Consider the following 16626-nt stretch of genomic DNA (forward strand, 5'->3'; position numbering starts at 1 on the left):
ATTGACGCCCCGCACGCGTTGGGGCATCGGACAGACATGGCCGTTGCCAGTTGGATGACGATCATGGATCACAATCTTACGCTTGGGACACCCTGACCAGATGACGCCGCCACGCAAAAACAGGATATCGCGCCTTAAAAGTGCCTGCGGGGCGCTCGCCACGGTTCTTGTCCTGTCAGGCTGTCAGACTTTTGGTCCTACCCTCACCTCCAGAGGTTCCCTGCTTGAGCCGGAAGAATACAGCCAGCTTGTCCCCGGTACCAGCACCCGCGCAGACGCCATTGACCTGATGGGGTCCCCCACCACCAAGGGCGCGTTTGACGATAATACCTGGATCTATATTTCCATGACCACCCATCTGGTGCCCATGGACTTCCCCGGCGTGTCGAAACAGGATCTTGTTGTGCTCAGGTTCAACAATACTGGCACGCTGGAAAGCATGCGTACGCTCAACATCAAGGACGCCAGACACGTGGCCATGATCAATGAGATCACGCCAACGCCGGGCACCAAGATTAACGCCCTCCAGCAGATTCTGGGCAATGTCGGCCGGTATAACCCCATGCAGAACATGATGGGGTCAGGTGCTGCGGGCGGACAGGGCGGAATGTTCAACAACAGCTCCGGCCCCGGCCACTTCGGCTCGGGTAACTCGCTGTAAAATCCCTTCGCCTGCTCTCATGGCAGGGTATTGCTAGTTTGGCAGATACAGCCTTACGCGCAGCCCGCCCTCTGGCGCACGTTCCAGTGTCATGTCGCCTCCATGCGCACGAATAATATCGCGCGCAATGGTCAGCCCCAGCCCGGTGCCACCGTCCTGCCCGCTCTCGAACGCGCGCAGCACATGAGCCCGGCGATCAGGCGGAATACCCGGCCCGTCATCATCCACCAGAATGCTGACCCCACCCCCTACGCGGCGCGCACTCAGCGCAACGCTTGCATCGTGCCTACGGGCGTTATCAAACAGATTGCCTAAAACGCGACGCATGGCGTCGGGGCGCATATGTGCCCGCAGGTCCGGCTCCACCTCAAGCGCGCGAATATGCACACCCGCACGCCGGGCTGCTGCCACCACATCCTCCAGAAACGGCAGCACCTCAACCTGCTGGACACTCTCCGAACCTTCCCCCCGCGCGAAGGAAAGATAGCTGTCGATCATATGTTCCATTTCGGCAATGTCACCGACCATTTCATCTATGTCTTCGGTCATGACGCTGGCGCATATGCTGCCTTCACGCGGCATCATGGCCAGAGAAAGCCGCAGGCGGGTCAGGGGGGTGCGCAGATCGTGCGAAACACCGGCCAGAACGCCGGTACGCTGTGCTACAAAGCGGGTTATCCTGTCCTGCATGCGGTTGAAGGCGACAGCCGCCTTACGCACCTCCTGCGCGCCTACGGGGCGGATGGGGCCAATATCACGCCCCATGCCAAACTGCTCCGCAGCCTGAGCCAACTGGCGGATGGCCCGCACCTGATTGCGCATGAACAGGCTCGCAATAGTGAACAGCAGCAAAGTACTGCCCACGGTCCATGCAACAAACAGCCAGATCTGCCCCATATCCAGCCGCTTGCGAGGGGTGTCGATTTCCAGCACACCATCGGGAAGCTGGATGTAAATACGCACCACGTGATGAAAATGCCGCCATTTGACAAAAAACGGGTAGCTAATGGCTTCATGCAGGGCATGCACAAGGTCATCATCCATAGGCCCCAGCACATGGGTGGACCCTACGCGGGTCAGTTTTTCCCCCGGCCGCCAGATTTCTATGAGCTGGAGCTGTTCACGGGCCTGCGCAATAAACCATTCCTTGTCCGCCGGGTTTTTAAGACGCTCCAGCGCATTGAGGGACAGAACAATTTCCGCCGTAACAGACCCGGTCAGGCGCCGCGACACCACCTTGAGAAAATTACCGTAATAAAGCTCAAGTGCGATTCCCTGCGTGATCAGCAGCGGGAACAGGACAATCAGCAGGGAACGCCCCAGCAGGGAACGCGGCAGTACACGTCTGACCGATTTTTCCACCTTGAGCGCGGACCATCCCCCACGCGGAAAAAGACGGAAGCCCCTGCGGCCTGTCATGTGCTCTAAAGCCCCGGCTTGAGCACATATCCCCGCCCGCGCACCGTATGCAGAAAGCGCGGCTCACGCGGGTCCGGCTCTATGCAACGGCGCAGGCGCGTCACCTGCACATCAACTGCGCGCTCGCCAATTTCGGTCATGTCCATGGCTTTGGCAATATCCTCCCGCGTGAAGGTTTCATTCGGCCTGCGGGCCAGAACGCACAGCAGGGCAGCTTCCCCCCCGGTCAGGTGGATATTGCCGTCCGGCCCGCTGAGCAGAAGCCGGACCGGATCGAACTCCTTGTCTCCCAGCCGGACAATCCGCAGGTTATCTGTTGGCGGTGGGGGCTGATGCCGCCGGAGATGGGCCTTGAGCCGCAACAAAAGCTCGCGCGGCTCAAAGGGTTTGCCCAGATAGTCGTCCGCCCCGGCTTCCAGCCCGGTAATGCGGTCCTCCGGTGCGCCACGCGCGGTCAGGAGCAGAATGGGCAGGTCCTGCCCGGCATCCCGCAGGGAGCGGGTTAATTCCAGCCCGTTCTCCCCCGGCATGGTCACGTCCAGCACCAGAGCATCGGGCTGGATACCTTCCAGCGTGTGCCGGGCCTCGGTCGCATTGGCGGCAACACTCACACGGAACCCATGCTCAAACAGGTAACGCTGCAACAGGCGGCGCAGGCGCGGGTCGTCATCCACCACCATTACGTGGGCGGCCACGTCTCCTTCAGCGGTTGTTATCTGCTCAGACATGTTCACGCCCTTCCCTTCGCCCTGCGCTCTCTTCGCTCAGCAGGGCACGACTATGCTCGGACAGCATACCATTGATAACACGGCGGAAACCCTCCACCGCAGCCCCCCCGGCCTCGCGGTAGGCAGCGACCAGCCTTTGCCGGATGACAGCAAACAGACGGGCCTCCGCGGCTTTACCGGTCGGGCTTAAAAACAGCAGCTTCTGCCGCCTGTCCTGCCGCCCTGCCCGGCTTTGCAGGTATGCCCGCGCATCCAGCTCGTGCAGTGTGCGGCCAAGGCTTTGCTTGGTCACACCCAGAATGTCCTGCAACCGGCTAACAGGGATACCCGGACTAAACGCCAGCACCTGCAACACACGGTAATGCGCGCGGCCCAGCCCATCCTCCTCCAGCACGGGGGCCACAGCCTCGGCCATGTCCCGCGCGGCCAAAAACATAAGGGTCTGAGCCAGTCTTAAACTTTCTTCACGCAAAAAGAGCAGGTCTGAGCCTGCGCGCTCATGGGGAGTGGGCATGACCATGCGTGTATTTACCCTGCGGCTGGTGCCGGGGTGCCTGCCTGTACGCCAAAGCGGGCCTTAAGGCGGCCTATGCGCAGCACATCGGCCAGACGCCTGTCTACAAACGCTTCGAATGCTGCTTCATCCTGCCCACGGCTCAGCCAGAACAGAAAGACCGAGGCATACAGCCCGCCCAGAGTCAGCCGTTTGCTTACATAGGTCAGGCCTGTCGCATCGTCCTGCGCAGCCTGCCATATGGCATTAACCGTGCGCAGCCATGCGCGGCGGAAAGCCTTTTGTCCCCCGCAGGATAAAAAGACACGCATCCCCCGCAGGGCAGCCGTGCGGCGCTGCTCATCGGGCGGCAGACGTAGCAGAATAGCCTGACGCACCCGCTGGCTCAGCCGGGGTTCCTGCGTGTCCTGCATGGCGTCCACCATGGCGCGGTCACACAGGTCGGACCAAGCTTCCACCATTTCCACCACCCCTGCGGGAAAAAGCAGGTCTGCATCGGCCCCTGCCACGGATCTGAGTGTGGCCATGCTCCACCCGCGCTCCCCGGCAACAGATGCCAGCTTGCGCAATGCGGCATCCCGGTCCGCATCCCGCTCCATGGGGGCGGGCATAATACCCGCAGCCAGCCCTGCCACGGCCAAAGACAGGGCCTGTTCCATTTTTCCCGGCAGCATGCTCATGCCTGTACCCCATACCGTGTGATTTCCGCCTCAAAACCAAAGCGGGCCATATCCGTCATACGCATGGGATAGAGGATTCCGTCCAGATGATCCATTTCATGCTGCATGACATTGGCGCAAAATCCCGAGGCTATGCCTTCCACCCGCGCACCGTGCTCGTCCCAGCCACTATAGCGCACACGGCGGTAACGCGGCACTTCCCCCCTGAAGCCGGGAATGGACAGGCATCCTTCAAGTCGCGGCATCATATCCGCCCCATCAGGTTCGATGACCGGGTTAATCAGGGCCTGTACCGGGCGTGGTGGGTCGTCCTCCCCTTCGCTGCGCGTTGGGGGTACCGAATACAGGAACAGCCGGAGCGGCACATGCACCTGTGGTGCCGCCAGACCCACGCCCCCACTATCGGTCAGGGTTTCCCGCATGTTCTGCAGCAGTTCCCTGATCCGGGGAGCACTGATATCCTCCACCTCAACCGCGCGTTGCAGCAGAACCGGGTGGCCCATACGGGCAATAGCAAGAACCGACATGCTTTTTGTTGTCCTGTTTTTTTGCACATCCACAATAAAACACACGGAAGTGCGGGTCTGATACGCAAGAACGAATTGTATCTTGTCTTAAGGCCGTGTTATAGAGACCGCCAACAGTGGAATCGGCAGCCCGGAAGGGTAACGCGGATCTCCTTCCATAATGGCTTCCCAAAAACCGGTTTGCCGGATTTTTTTGAACAGGGGTTAGTGACCAAGTGCACGTTCTAGTCCGTGACAACAATGTCGATCAGGCTCTTAAAGCGCTCAAGAAAAAAATGCAGCGCGAAGGCATCTTCCGTGAAATGAAACTGCGTCGGCACTTTGAAAAGCCGTCCGAACGCAAAGCGCGTGAAGCGGCAGAAGCCGTACGTCGCGCACGCAAAATGGAACGGAAGCGTCTGGAACGCGAAGGCTTCTAAGCCAGCCTCCTCCTGTTTTGCAGGCATTAAAGGTCGGTTGCCCCTACGGGCTCCGGCCTTTTTGTTTGCCCGGATGCACGCCAGAACCCGCTTGAACCTGCCCACAAAAAAGCCGCCTCACAATGCTGTGGGCGGCTTTTTTGTGGGCGTATACTCCAGCTTTAGCTGTTCTGGAGCTTGTCCAGTTCGCGCACAATGGCTTCGCCCATAACGGACGTACCAACGCGGGCCATGCCTTCGGCCATAATGTCCGCCGTACGCAAGCCGCTGGCCAGAACGTTGGAAACTGCCTGTTCGATCATATCCGCTTCGGTCTGGAGGTTGAGCGAATACCGCAGCAGCATGGCAAACGAGAGAATCTGGGCAATCGGGTTGGCAATACCCTGCCCTGCAATGTCGGGCGCGCTGCCATGGATGGGCTCATACAGAGCCGGGCGGCGACCATCGGCCTGTTCTGCCCCCAGCGTGGCAGATGGCAGCATGCCAAGGCTACCTGTCAGCATGGAGGCAAGGTCGGACAGAATATCGCCAAACAGGTTGCCGGTTACCAGCACATCAAACTGGCGCGGGTTGCGCACAAGCTGCATGGCGCAGTTGTCGGCCAGCATGTGCGACAGCGTCACATCGGGGAACTCGCGGGCGTGCACATCGGTCACGACCTCTTTCCACAGCAGGCCGCTTTCCATCACGTTGCATTTTTCCACCGAGCATACGCGGTTATCGCGCTTGCGGGCCAGATCGAACGCAACGCGGGCCACGCGCTGGATTTCCGACGTGGTGTAAACCTCGGTGTTAATGCCGCGCTTGGACCCATCGGGCAGGGTTTCGATCCCGCGCGGATCACCAAAGTAAATGCCGCCCACGGTTTCACGCACGATCATGATATCCAGACCACGCACAACTTCGGGCTTGAGCGTGCTGCTCTCTACCAGCGCATCAAACACCTTGGCGGGGCGCAGGTTGGCAAACAGCCCCAGTTCCTGCCGCAGCTTGAGAATGGCGACTTCCGGCCGCTTGTCAAAGCTGACATGCCCCCATTTGGGGTCCCCCACCGAGCCGAACAGAACAGCATCGGCGGCCCAGGCCTTCTCGATCACCTCATCACGGATCGGTACGCCGTATTCCGCCAGAGAGGCACCACCCACAAGGTCTTCGGTCAGTTCAAATGTCAGGCCGCGCTTTTTTTCCAGCCATGCCATAATCCGGCCGACTTCGCGCATAACTTCGGGGCCGATCCCATCTCCGGGCAGGACAAGAAGTTTAACGGGCTGCTTGGGGTCTGTCATCGCGGTGCTCCGTAGGGATCTGTTCAGTCAAAATGAATGGTGGGCAGCCAGGATTTATCCCGGTCCTGCCGTTTTTCGTATGTGGTAATCGTTGCTTCGTGCTTGAGAGTCTGGCCGATGTCATCCAGCCCTTCGAGCAGGAGATGCTTGCGGAAGGCATCAATCTCGAACGGGACTTCTTCGCCATTGGGGCGAATAACAACCTGACGCGGCAGGTCCACCGTCAGGCGGGCATTGCTGCCCATCTGTGCGTCCCCCATCAGCTCATCACACACTTCACGCGGGAGGCGGATGGGCAGAATGCCGTTCTTGAAGCAGTTGTTGAAGAAAATATCGGCAAAGGACGGCGCAATAACGCAGCGGATACCAAAATCCAGCAGCGCCCACGGCGCATGCTCGCGCGAGGAACCGCACCCCAGATTGTCATACGTAATCAGGATTTCGGCTTTACGCCAGGGCTGCTGATTGAGCACAAAATCCGGGTTTTCAGCACCATCGGGCAGGTAGCGCATGGCATCAAACGCGTGCTTGCCAAGGCCGGTACGCTGGGTGGTTTTCAAAAACCGCGCCGGTATAATCTTGTCCGTGTCAATATTAGCCTGCGGCAGAGCCGCTGCAATGGCGGACAGCGTAACGAACTTTTCCATTATGCCAGTTCCCTCACATCGGTCAGGCAGCCAGTGACCGCAGCAGCCGCAGCCATGGCCGGAGAAAGCAGATGCGTGCGCCCACCCGGCCCCTGCCGCCCTTCAAAATTACGATTGGAGGTGGATGCGCAACGCTGGCCGGGGGTCAGACGGTCGGGGTTCATGCCAAGGCACATGGAGCACCCGGCCTCACGCCATTCAAAACCGGCATCCAGAAAAATACGGTCCAGACCTTCTTCCTCAGCCTGCCGTTTGACGTTGCCCGAACCGGGAACAATCATGGCGCGCACGCCCGGAGCAACCTTGCGCCCGGCGGCAACCTGAGCGGCCATACGCAGGTCCTCGATCCGGCTGTTGGTGCATGAGCCAATAAAGACCACATCCACCGGCGTTCCGGCAATTTTCTGCCCGGCTTCAAGGCCCATATAATCCAGCATGCGCTGCAACTGGGCTTTTACGGCCTCGTCCTTTTCCTGTGCCGGGTCGGGCACGGTATCGGTAATGGCCAGAACTGTTTCGGGGCTTGTGCCCCATGTCAGGGTCGGGCCAATGTCCTCAGCGCGCAGGGTGACTTCGCGGTCAAAATGCGCGCCTTCGTCCGATGCAAGGGTTTTCCAGTAGGCAACGGCCTGCTCAAACCCCTCACCCTTGGGGGCAAACGGGCGGTTGCGCACGTACTCGAACGTGGTCTCATCCGGGGCAACAAGCCCTGCGCGGGCACCCGCCTCGATCGCCATGTTGCAGATGGTCATGCGGCCTGCCATGTCCAGCCCACGAATGGCGGACCCGGCAAATTCGATCACATGCCCCGTGCCACCGGCCGTGCCGATATGCCCGATAATGGCCAGCATGATGTCCTTGGCGGAAACACCCGCTCCGGGGGTTCCTTCCACGTTGACACGCATGTTTTTGGCAGGGCGTTGCAGAATGGTCTGCGTGGCCATGACATGCTCAACTTCGGACGTACCAATACCAAACGCCAGCGAGCCAAGTGCTCCATGCGTGGAGGTGTGCGAATCACCGCACACAATGGTCATGCCCGGCAGGGAAATCCCCTGTTCCGGCCCAACCACATGCACAATTCCCTGATTGGCGGACAGAAGCGGAAAATAGGGAACGCCAAATTCCTTGACGTTGCGTTCGAGCGTTTCAATCTGGTTGCGGCTGTCCGCTTCCTCGATCGGCAGGCTCCGGTCGGATGTGGGCACGTTGTGGTCCACAACAGCCACGGTTCTTTCCGGGTGGCGGAGCTTGCGCCCGGCCAGACGCAGGCCTTCGAACGCCTGCGGACTGGTCACCTCATGGACGAGGTGGCGGTCGATATAAAGAATGGAGGTGCCGTCCGGAAGGGTTTCCACGACATGATCGTCCCAGATCTTGTCGAACAACGTACGCGCAGCCATGCGCATCCTCCTTACCTTTATATCCGTGTGAACAGCCTTGAATGAACGCTGCACACACCCTGTTTTATCACAAAGACCCGACTGGCCACAGACCAGTCGGGTTCACACAAGCCATGTCTGGCGTCGTGCCCAAAAGCCTTGTGGCTTTTAGCCTGCTGCTGCCGGGGCAACAACGTCACGCGGGCGTTCTGCAATACGTGCAGACTTGCCGCTACGGCCGCGCAGGTAATACAGCTTTGCGCGACGCACCTTACCACGACGCACGACCTTGATTTCGGCCACAGTCGGAGCATACAGCGGGAACACACGTTCCACGCCTTCACCGTTGGAGATCTTGCGCACGGTGAAGTTGCTGTTCAGGCCCTTGTTGGAGCGGGCGATCACAACGCCTTCAAACGCCTGAAGACGAACGCGCTCGCCTTCCTTGACCTGCACGGAAACACGCACGGTGTCACCGGCATCAAATACGGGCACTGCGCGTGCAGCGGTCAGACGTTCAATTTCGGCAGCTTCGTACTGCTGGATAATGTTCATGTCGGTATCCTTCTCAAACCCCTAAGGTCTGCCTGTGCGGCCCCGCCCACAGCTGCAGTCCTGTTTTCATTCTTGCGAGCCAGCCAGGCAGACCACAGATCCGGCCTTCTTTCCCGCGTTGTCTCTTCAGCCTTAGCCTGCCGCCACTGCGCTATGGCAGCATGGTTACCCGAAAGCAGAACCTCGGGTACCTCATGCCCATCCCATACAGCCGGGCGGGTGTAATGTGGGTATTCGAGCAGCCCGTCGGAAAAACTTTCCTCCACACCGCTCTGCTCACTCCCCATGACACCGGGGAGCAGACGAACACACGCATCCAGCAGAACCAGAGCCGCAGTTTCCCCACCCGAGAGAACATAATCCCCGATGGAAACCTGCTCGACACCCCTCGCCTGCAAAAAGCGCTCGTCCACCCCTTCAAACCGGCCACACAGCAGCATAACGCCTGGACCCGCCGCGTAACGCCGCACATCCGCCTGTGTAAGCGGACGCCCCCGTGGCGTAAGATACACACACGGGATTGTGGCGTCAGCCTGCGTTGCGGCAAGTGCCGCATCGGCCACGTCCGGGCGGATAACCATGCCTGCGCCACCACCAAACGGCGTATCATCAACAGCACGATGGCGACCAAGACCATGCTCGCGCAGGTCTTCGGTACGGCAGGACCACACCCCGTTCTCCAGCGCACGCCCCGCAAGGGACTGCCCCAAAGGCCCCGGAAACATCTCCGGGAAGAGTGTTACAACGGTGGCCTGCCAGCTCATGCTGGCGCCCCCGCCTGCCGCTTGCCAACGCCGCGCCCTTCTTCCCCCGAAACTTCATCGGGACGAACAATGGTTATGGTACGCTCATCCAGCCTGACCTCTGGCACACAGGCCTTGGTAAAGGGAACAAGCGAGCCATCACCCAGTTCAAGGCTGGCACCAGCACCGTAATCGTGAACCATGAGGACGCGCCCCAGAGAAAGACCTTTTTCAAACGCTTCCATGCCGATCAGATCAGCATGATAGAATTCTTCTTCCTCTGGCTCCGGCAGGCAGGAGCGCGGCACATACAGGCGGGTATTCACCAGCGCCTGTGCCGCAGTCCGATCCGCCAGTGGCTTGCCATCTGCGTCTTTAAGCTCGGCAACGCTATCCGCACCGCACCAGCGCAAGGACCATTGACGCCCCTGCGCATCCTGCAGAACCGCATAATCTTCCAGCGTTGCGGCATCCGCCGCATAGGAATGCACGCGCACAAGGCCGCGCACTCCATGCGGTTTACCCACAACACCCACGAGGATCAGGTCAGACTGCATGGCTGGCTTGGCTTAGCTCAGGCTGCGGCTTCTGCTGCTTTGGCGGCAGCGGCTGCACGTTCCTGTGCCTTCTTCTTCGGAGCAGACTGCTTGGGCTGCTCGTTAAAGTTCGGCTTGGCGATCAGGCCAGCATTGCCAAGGAAGCGGGCAACACGATCGGTCGGCTGCGCACCCTGGGAAAGCCAGTGCGTGATGCGTTCGTTTACCAGACGCACGCGTTCAGCGTGGTCGGAAGGCAGCATCGGGTTGTAGGCACCCACTTTTTCAATAAAGCGGCCATCACGCGGGCTGCGGCTGTCTGCCACAACGATGTGGTAGTAAGGACGCTTCTTGGCACCTGCGCGGGCAAGACGAATTTTAACACTCATTCGGAATACTCCAGACCGAAAAACAAAACCCGGAAAACTTAAGCAGAAACAGGCCGCATCAGCGGAAGGGAGAACCGCCAGGACCACCCGGCGGGCCTCCACCCATTCCCTTAGGCATGAGCGCAGACATTCCCTGGCGCATGAGACCTTTCACGCCCAGTTTGTTAAAACGCTTCATCATGGTGGACATCATGTCGAACTGCTTGAGCAGCTTGTTGACGTCCTGAACTGTTGTTCCAGACCCTGCGGCAATACGTTTCTTGCGCGAGGCCTTGATAATCCCCGGCGCACGACGTTCGCCCCGGGTCATGGAACCGATAATGGCAAGGTGCTTTTTAAGGACGGACGTATCAAGGTCCTTGTCCCCCAGCGCTTCCTTGACCTTACCCATACCCGGCAACATCCCCAGAATACCGGAAATGGAACCAAGCTTATTGATCTGGCGGATCTGGGATGCGTAGTCATCCAGATCAAACTTGCCAGCCATCATGCGCTGGGCCAGACGCTCACCTTCCTCGTGGTCCAGCGTATCCGCTGCTTTTTCCACAAGACCGGCAATATCACCCAGACCCAGAATACGGCCCGCCACACGCTCGGGATGGAACTCATCCAGCGCGTCCAGCTTTTCGCCCGAGCCTGTCAGCTTGATGGGCGCGCCGGTAATGGCCTTCATGGACAGGGCCGCACCACCGCGCGCATCACCATCCATACGGGTCATGACAACACCGGTCACACCCACGGCCTCGTTAAACGCCTTGGCGGTATTGACCGCGTCCTGCCCGGTCATGGCGTCCACAACCAGCAGCGTTTCCGCCGGGTGTGTTACGTCCCTGATCTGGCGGACTTCCTCCATCAGCGCTTCGTCAATGGACAGACGACCCGCCGTATCGAGGATAACGACGTCATACCCTTCCTTGCGCCCGACATCGAGTGCGCGCTGGGCAATCTCAACTGGCGTCTGCCCCGCAATAATGGGCAGGGAGGTTACACCCGCCTGCTGGGCAAGCTGAGCCAACTGCAACTGGGCGGCTGGGCGTTGCGTATCGAGCGAGGCCAGCAGCACTTTTTTACGCTCACGCGTAGCAAGGCGCAGGGCCAGCTTGCCCGATGTGGTGGTTTTACCCGAACCCTGAAGCCCGACCATAAGCACCGGCACGGGTGGGGTGGCATTCAGGTTAAGGGGAGCAACACCTGCACCGCCGAGCGCGTCGATCAGCGCATCGTTAACAATTTTTGCAACGGCCTGACCGGGAGAAATGCTTTCCAGCACCTCCTGCCCAACCGCGCGTTCCTTAACCCTGTTAACAAAGTCTTTAACAACGGGCAGCGCAACGTCCGCATCCAGCATGGCCAGACGGACTTCGCGCATGGCCTCCATCACATCGGCTTCAGATAGCGCGCCACGTTTGGCGAGACCATCAAAAACCCCGGAAAGCTTGCCTGAAAGAGCTTCGAACAAGTGCAACACACCCCATAACGAGACGCGCCACTGCGCGAACACTCGCGGAGTGGCGGTCCTGATTTGTTGCAGGGCTTACGGTACGACCGGGCCCTGAGTCAAGGAACTTCTGGTTTTTACTTCTTCTGGCTGTCGGAAGAAATCTGCTGGGTGGGATGCTGCAGGGCATTCAGCTGGTTCAGCAGATCATGGATCCTGTGCTGCCGCTCACGCATCTGGGTCAGTTGCTCTGGTGTCAGCACGTCATGAATCCGGCTGGCGGTCTGGAGGTGCCGCGCCTCGCGCTCTGCGCGCAGGGCAGCCATTTTCTGCTGCAACTGAGCGATCTGGTTCTGATCCAGCGGGCCGGGCACGCTTAGCAGGTCCTCTATCTGCTCATGCAGTTTTTCAAACTCTTCCTGCGTGTCCTGCGCCTGATCCTGATCATGCGCTTCCTTGAGGATGGCTGTGATCTGGTTGCGCTGCTTGTGGGTCAGGTCCAGCCCGTCCAGCAGATTACCGCCCGGACCGCCAAAGGTGGAGCCAACGCCCATGCCGCCACCCCAGCCACCCGGCCCCGCCGCATGCGCCGATAGACCGGAGAGAGAAAGCCCCGCGGCCATTGCCGCAGCCAAGACACCGTTGCTGATCTTCATGACCTGAAATACTCCCCTGCAAAAACGGGCGCCACTGTTTGACAGTAACCACAAAAACACCAAAACACCCTGCACGCAAACACACCACACCCTGCCTTTGCGGCAGCATGGGCGAGCAGTGCTCAGGTCTGGTGCATTAACGCTTCAAACCGGGCGGCTGTTTCCAGTTCCATCTGCATCCGGGCAATGCGGTCCGTCACCTCCGTATCCTGCCCCCAGACCGCCATCTGCTGGCGCTCATCCACCGTAGCGCAGGCAACCAGTTCCTCCACCGACGCGCCACCAAGCAAGGCCAGCCCCAGCACCAGACTCCCCAGTGCCGGAACAGCCACCCCCAGCACGGCAAGCTGCCCGTCTGTCATGCCTTCCATAACCGTGCCGAGAACCTGCAAGGCCTGATCGGACTGGCAGATAGGCATAACCCCGAGCGTGGTCCGGAAGGTTGCGCCGTAGGTTTTATCCAGCCATGTCAGCCACGGGTCCCACAGGGCTGCCTGCTGTTGCGCCAGCTTGCCGCCAGCGCCGTCGCGGTAACAGATCAGGTCGCTGTTGGCATAAGCCAGAAGGCTTTGCACCACTCCCTCCCGCGCCTGCGGAATGCGCTCGAGCATGGAGCCTGCAATGCCGGTTAATGGCAGGTCATCGGGGGTAAAATAGCCCTCTGCGGTTTGCCCGGCAGCCTGCCATTCGGCCACCAGTGCCTCGGCCAGCGCGCGGGATGGCACACACAGGACCGTTTTGCCCGGCAAACGTACGCTGCGCCCGTCCAGATTGACAGCAAACCCCCCATCATGTGGGACAAGCTGGACCTGCTTCCAGAACCGCTTGCGCCCCGCCGGGGTACGCCCGGGCATACCCGCTCCGGTCGCGCTCACCGGAACAGCCCCAGACCATGCAGCATGTTCATGATCTTTTCCTCCTTACTGGCTTTTTTTGTCACCACGGTCGGGCTTGGGCCATCGGCTCCCTCACGCGCAGTCGCCAGAAGGGGCGCGCAGGAGGTTGCCTCGCCCCCCTCCCCGCCAATGGTAATGCCAACGCGCCCATCCTGCGCGGCAGCCATGCTCACCTGCGGGTTATTCCACGGCCCCGTGACCCGCAGGGAGGACGAAGCCGAAGCCCCACCCAGCAGCACCTGCGGTGCCAGTTCCATGTTGAGCTCATGCGTATCCAGAGTAACCGTTCCCTGCCCGCGCAGGTGCAAAAAGGCGCTTTCCAGCCCGACCTGATCAATATGGGCCACGCCGTTGGCAAACTGTGTATGCACGCCAAAACAGCGCACAGGCATCTGCCCCTTGACCGGCACCTGCGGCCCCAGCAAACGGCGTATCAGCCCTCCGCCCACGCTCCCGTCCACCACGGATGCGCCCAGATGCCCCGCAAGAGAACTGCTCCGCGCTGCCGCCGTATCGCCCTGAGCAGAGAGCGCACCCACAAGCTGGACCGTGCCCTGCATATCCGGTGCAACCTGCATCCACGCCTGTACAACCGCCAGAGGCAGGAACACCGAGCGGGCAGACGCCTCCACCTGTGGCTGCGGGCCAGACAGGTCATACACAAACCGGGCAACCTGCTGCTGGCCATTCCCCACAGCATGGATGGGGTCCAGCACCAGACGGGCGTTGGCAAGTACTCCATGTGTCTGCACCTGCGACCAGGCAACACCCTGCCAGCTTACGGCCTGCACCTGCATGTCCCCCGCCAGCGCAAGGTTGTGCATGACATCCGCAACCGTATGGTTTTTATACAGAAATTCCGTTTTATCGGTTTCAACATGCCCGATAACCGTCAGCCCGGTGGCATCCGGCCATTGCCCGCCAAACGCCAGATGGTCCAGCGTGCCCTGCACATCCAGCGCGGAGTGGGCGGCACTGAGCGCGCCCTTGACCTGCACGGACGACTGCCCCTGCGTAAGCGCCAGATCCACGGATGCGGGGGTTTGCTCCTGCATCTGCACAAGTTGCGCCAGAGTGCCCGCGGACCCGTTAAGACCCACAGACTGGCTGCCCAGTTGCCCTTCCACATGCAGGCTGAGCGGGTCCGTTGGGGTGGGAGCATCCACCACAGCACGGACAAGTGCTGCCTGTGGCAGCCAGCGCCCCAGATCCACACGCCCCGTGCGGATATGCAGGCTCTGGATCTGCGGGGCATCACCACTCCCTGCCACGCTCAGATCCACCGAGAGGTTTTGCCCGTCAGGCAGATTGGCATGAGGGAAAAAGGTATTCAGGTCCTGTAACTGCCCGACCGAGCCGCCCATATGCAGGTTATACACACGCTCGGCCTGTGGTGCGTTGATCACGCCATCCACATGCGCAAGGCCTATGGAATGCCCGCCATTGTTCAAACTCAGGCGGAGTTGCAGGGGCAGTTGCGCACCAAGGGGCCAGAAGGGGCCAGTCTGCCCGGTCAGGCTGAAGCTGGCGAGGTCCTTCTGACCCTGTATGTCCAGATCGGGGGCTGTGCCATCCAACCCACGCAACGTGGCCTTGCGCAGGCCAAACGTGCCCGAATAATGGGTAAGCGCGTCATCCCACACCACATCCGCCTGCACGATGTTCAGGTCCGATGCGCTGACATTCCAGTGCATCCGCACGGCAGGTGCAGGGCTTGCCGCCTGCTCCGTGGCGGCCGGTGGGGTCAGCAGCCAGTCCGCCCGGCCATCGCTCAGGCGGCGCAGGGTGATTTTGGGGGCAATAACACTCACGTCCCGGAACGCAATGCGGTGGGAAAACAGCGGTATGATAGAGAGCCGCGCCCGCACCTGCCTGACGGCCAGCACGTCCGGGCCCCCCTCCTCCACGCCGGAAAGGCGCACATTCTGCGCCTCCACCCAAGGGAAAGGCAGCACCCACACATGCAGCGTGCCAATGCTCAGGTGTCGCCCCGTGCCCTGCTCCACCGCATCACTCAGCCGGGTTTTCAGCCACGTGGCATCCTGCGTTGCGGAAAAAATTGTCCCGCCACCCGCGACCACAGCCACAACACCCGCAAGCAGGCCAATTTTCCACTTAAACCGCATTGTCACGTTTTCTCCCGCGCGAGGTCGGTTGCCGCTCAGCCGCCCTTGCGCGCAGGGGGCGGCGTTGTTCCGGGTGTAAAGCCAAGAGCGCGGAAGGTCTCGCGCATATGCGCGGGGAGTTCAGCACTTACAACAAGGCGGCCACCTGCGGGGTGGGGCATGTCCAGCTCCCGCGCATGGAGGTGCAACTGGTCCGTAAAGCCGGAGGGATGCGCTGTGGCCCCACCATATTTGGGGTCACCCAGAATGGGGGTGCCAAGGGATTCGCAATGCACGCGCAACTGGTGCGTGCGCCCCGTAAGGGGGGAAAGCCCAAGCCATGAGAACTTGCGGGCTGCCGAATCCAGCACTTCGTACACAGTACGGGCGGACTGGGCATCCTCATCCTTGCGGTCGGCGGCAACGGTAATGGCACCCGGCCCGACACCCAGACGGGCAAGCGGCTGGTCGATCTCGCCCGAAAGCGGGTCTGGCCTGCCCACAACAACAGCCCAGTATGTCTTTTTAACGTCCCGCCCACGGAAGGAGGCCGCAAGTTTGGCGGCCACGCCGGGGGTTCTGGCCAGCAGCAGCAGGCCCGATGTATCGCGGTCAATCCGGTGGACCAGCCTTGGGCGCGGGTCATCGGGGTTTTCACGCAGGCCATCGAGCATCATGTCCACATGGCGGGTAATGCCCGGACCACCCTGCACGGCCAGGCCGGAGGGTTTGTTCAGCACGATCAGGTGCTTGTCCTGATAAACGACCATACGCTGGATTTCGCGCACCAGCTTGTCGTCCAGCGGGCGCGGCACATCACGCGCGGGCTTGGCAGCCATGGGAATGGGCGGCACGCGCACGCTCTGCCCCGGCTCGAGCCGGGTGGAGGCCTCCACCCTTTTGCCCTCAACGCGAATCTGGCCGGTGCGGCACAGTTTTTGCAGCGCGCCCTGGGTCAGATGCGGGTAATGGCGACGGAAATAACGGTCGAGGCGGATACCGGCCTCGTCCTCGCTCACGGTAAGATTGACAACACTCATGCGCT

At 60.7% G+C, this 16626-nt stretch carries 19 protein-coding genes; 2 read left to right on the forward strand and 17 right to left on the reverse strand.

All coding sequences use genetic code 11. The annotated features are described in order from the left end of the window. Positions 1-100 precede the first annotated feature (100 nt). Entirely contained in the window at positions 101-661 is a 561-nt protein-coding gene (locus HNR55_RS05295) for an outer membrane protein assembly factor BamE (RefSeq protein WP_166112385.1), read from the forward strand. Positions 662-694: 33 nt separating this feature from the next. Here HNR55_RS05295 and HNR55_RS05300 read toward each other — a convergent pair whose 3' ends face one another. Genes HNR55_RS05300 through def form a run of 5 tightly spaced genes read right to left on the reverse strand, consistent with a single transcriptional unit; the run spans position 695 to position 4529 of the window. Continuing rightward, entirely contained in the window at positions 695-2080 is a 1386-nt protein-coding gene (locus HNR55_RS05300; RefSeq protein ID WP_166112388.1) for an ATP-binding protein, read from the reverse strand. A 5-nt stretch (positions 2081-2085) separates the two neighbouring features. After that, the gene (locus HNR55_RS05305; protein ID WP_166112391.1) at positions 2086-2808 is read right to left on the reverse strand and encodes a response regulator; all 723 of its coding nucleotides are present in this window, start codon (positions 2806-2808) and stop codon (positions 2086-2088) included. Beyond that, positions 2801-3322, reverse strand: coding sequence for a MarR family winged helix-turn-helix transcriptional regulator (locus HNR55_RS05310; protein ID WP_166112698.1), 522 nt, complete (start codon positions 3320-3322; stop codon positions 2801-2803). The genes HNR55_RS05305 and HNR55_RS05310 overlap by 8 nt, the downstream gene beginning before the upstream one ends. A 14-nt stretch (positions 3323-3336) precedes the next feature. Further along, complete coding sequence (locus HNR55_RS05315) at positions 3337-4002, reverse strand: ubiquinone biosynthesis protein COQ9 (RefSeq protein ID WP_166112394.1); 666 nt, start codon at positions 4000-4002, stop codon at positions 3337-3339. Continuing rightward, positions 3999-4529 (reverse strand): peptide deformylase, encoded by a 531-nt coding sequence (def, locus tag HNR55_RS05320; protein WP_166112397.1) that lies wholly within the window; start codon positions 4527-4529, stop codon positions 3999-4001. Before def ends, HNR55_RS05315 begins: the two co-directional genes overlap by 4 nt. A 215-nt stretch (positions 4530-4744) precedes the next feature. Here def and rpsU point away from each other — a divergent pair, with 215 nt between their 5' ends. Continuing rightward, positions 4745-4948 (forward strand): 30S ribosomal protein S21, encoded by a 204-nt coding sequence (gene rpsU, locus HNR55_RS05325; protein ID WP_003623949.1) that lies wholly within the window; start codon positions 4745-4747, stop codon positions 4946-4948. Between the two features lie 161 nt (positions 4949-5109). Here the strand turns inward: rpsU and leuB are convergent, their stop codons facing one another. From leuB to HNR55_RS05385, 12 genes are all read right to left on the reverse strand, one after another. Then, complete coding sequence (leuB, locus tag HNR55_RS05330) at positions 5110-6234, reverse strand: 3-isopropylmalate dehydrogenase (protein WP_166112400.1); 1125 nt, start codon at positions 6232-6234, stop codon at positions 5110-5112. Between the two features lie 23 nt (positions 6235-6257). Continuing rightward, the gene (gene leuD / locus HNR55_RS05335; RefSeq protein ID WP_165925416.1) at positions 6258-6881 is read right to left on the reverse strand and encodes a 3-isopropylmalate dehydratase small subunit; all 624 of its coding nucleotides are present in this window, start codon (positions 6879-6881) and stop codon (positions 6258-6260) included. Continuing rightward, positions 6881-8284 carry a 3-isopropylmalate dehydratase large subunit gene (gene leuC, locus HNR55_RS05340; RefSeq protein WP_166112403.1) on the reverse strand — a complete coding sequence of 468 codons (1404 nt, stop codon included), beginning with the start codon at positions 8282-8284 and terminating at the stop codon, positions 6881-6883. The genes leuD and leuC overlap by 1 nt, the downstream gene beginning before the upstream one ends. A gap of 147 nt (positions 8285-8431) precedes the next feature. Beyond that, positions 8432-8818, reverse strand: a complete 387-nt coding sequence (gene rplS / locus HNR55_RS05345; RefSeq protein WP_025826065.1) for a 50S ribosomal protein L19 — start codon at positions 8816-8818, stop codon at positions 8432-8434. Then, on the reverse strand, positions 8815-9582 hold the full coding sequence (gene trmD / locus HNR55_RS05350; protein WP_166112406.1) for a tRNA (guanosine(37)-N1)-methyltransferase TrmD: 768 nt from the start codon (positions 9580-9582) through the stop codon (positions 8815-8817). Before trmD ends, rplS begins: the two co-directional genes overlap by 4 nt. Beyond that, positions 9579-10118 carry a ribosome maturation factor RimM gene (gene rimM / locus HNR55_RS05355; RefSeq protein WP_166112409.1) on the reverse strand — a complete coding sequence of 180 codons (540 nt, stop codon included), beginning with the start codon at positions 10116-10118 and terminating at the stop codon, positions 9579-9581. Before rimM ends, trmD begins: the two co-directional genes overlap by 4 nt. 17 nt (positions 10119-10135) lie before the next feature. Continuing rightward, entirely contained in the window at positions 10136-10486 is a 351-nt protein-coding gene (gene rpsP, locus HNR55_RS05360) for a 30S ribosomal protein S16 (protein ID WP_166112412.1), read from the reverse strand. A 58-nt stretch (positions 10487-10544) separates the two neighbouring features. Continuing rightward, positions 10545-11945, reverse strand: a complete 1401-nt coding sequence (gene ffh / locus HNR55_RS05365; RefSeq protein WP_166112415.1) for a signal recognition particle protein — start codon at positions 11943-11945, stop codon at positions 10545-10547. A gap of 116 nt (positions 11946-12061) precedes the next feature. Beyond that, complete coding sequence (locus HNR55_RS05370; RefSeq protein ID WP_166112418.1) at positions 12062-12580, reverse strand: Spy/CpxP family protein refolding chaperone; 519 nt, start codon at positions 12578-12580, stop codon at positions 12062-12064. Positions 12581-12702: 122 nt separating this feature from the next. Further along, positions 12703-13434, reverse strand: a complete 732-nt coding sequence (locus HNR55_RS05375; protein ID WP_166112421.1) for an ATP12 family protein — start codon at positions 13432-13434, stop codon at positions 12703-12705. Positions 13435-13451: 17 nt separating this feature from the next. Continuing rightward, a complete protein-coding gene (locus HNR55_RS05380) occupies positions 13452-15602 on the reverse strand; it encodes an AsmA family protein (protein ID WP_166112701.1) in 2151 nt (716 codons plus the stop codon). A 35-nt stretch (positions 15603-15637) separates the two neighbouring features. After that, positions 15638-16621: an RluA family pseudouridine synthase gene (locus HNR55_RS05385; protein WP_166112424.1), complete on the reverse strand. Its 984-nt coding sequence runs from the start codon at positions 16619-16621 to the stop codon at positions 15638-15640. Positions 16622-16626 lie beyond the last annotated feature (5 nt).

This window comes from Acetobacter lovaniensis (assembly GCF_014207635.1).
GTDB classification, from domain to species: Bacteria; Pseudomonadota; Alphaproteobacteria; order Acetobacterales; family Acetobacteraceae; genus Acetobacter; species Acetobacter lovaniensis.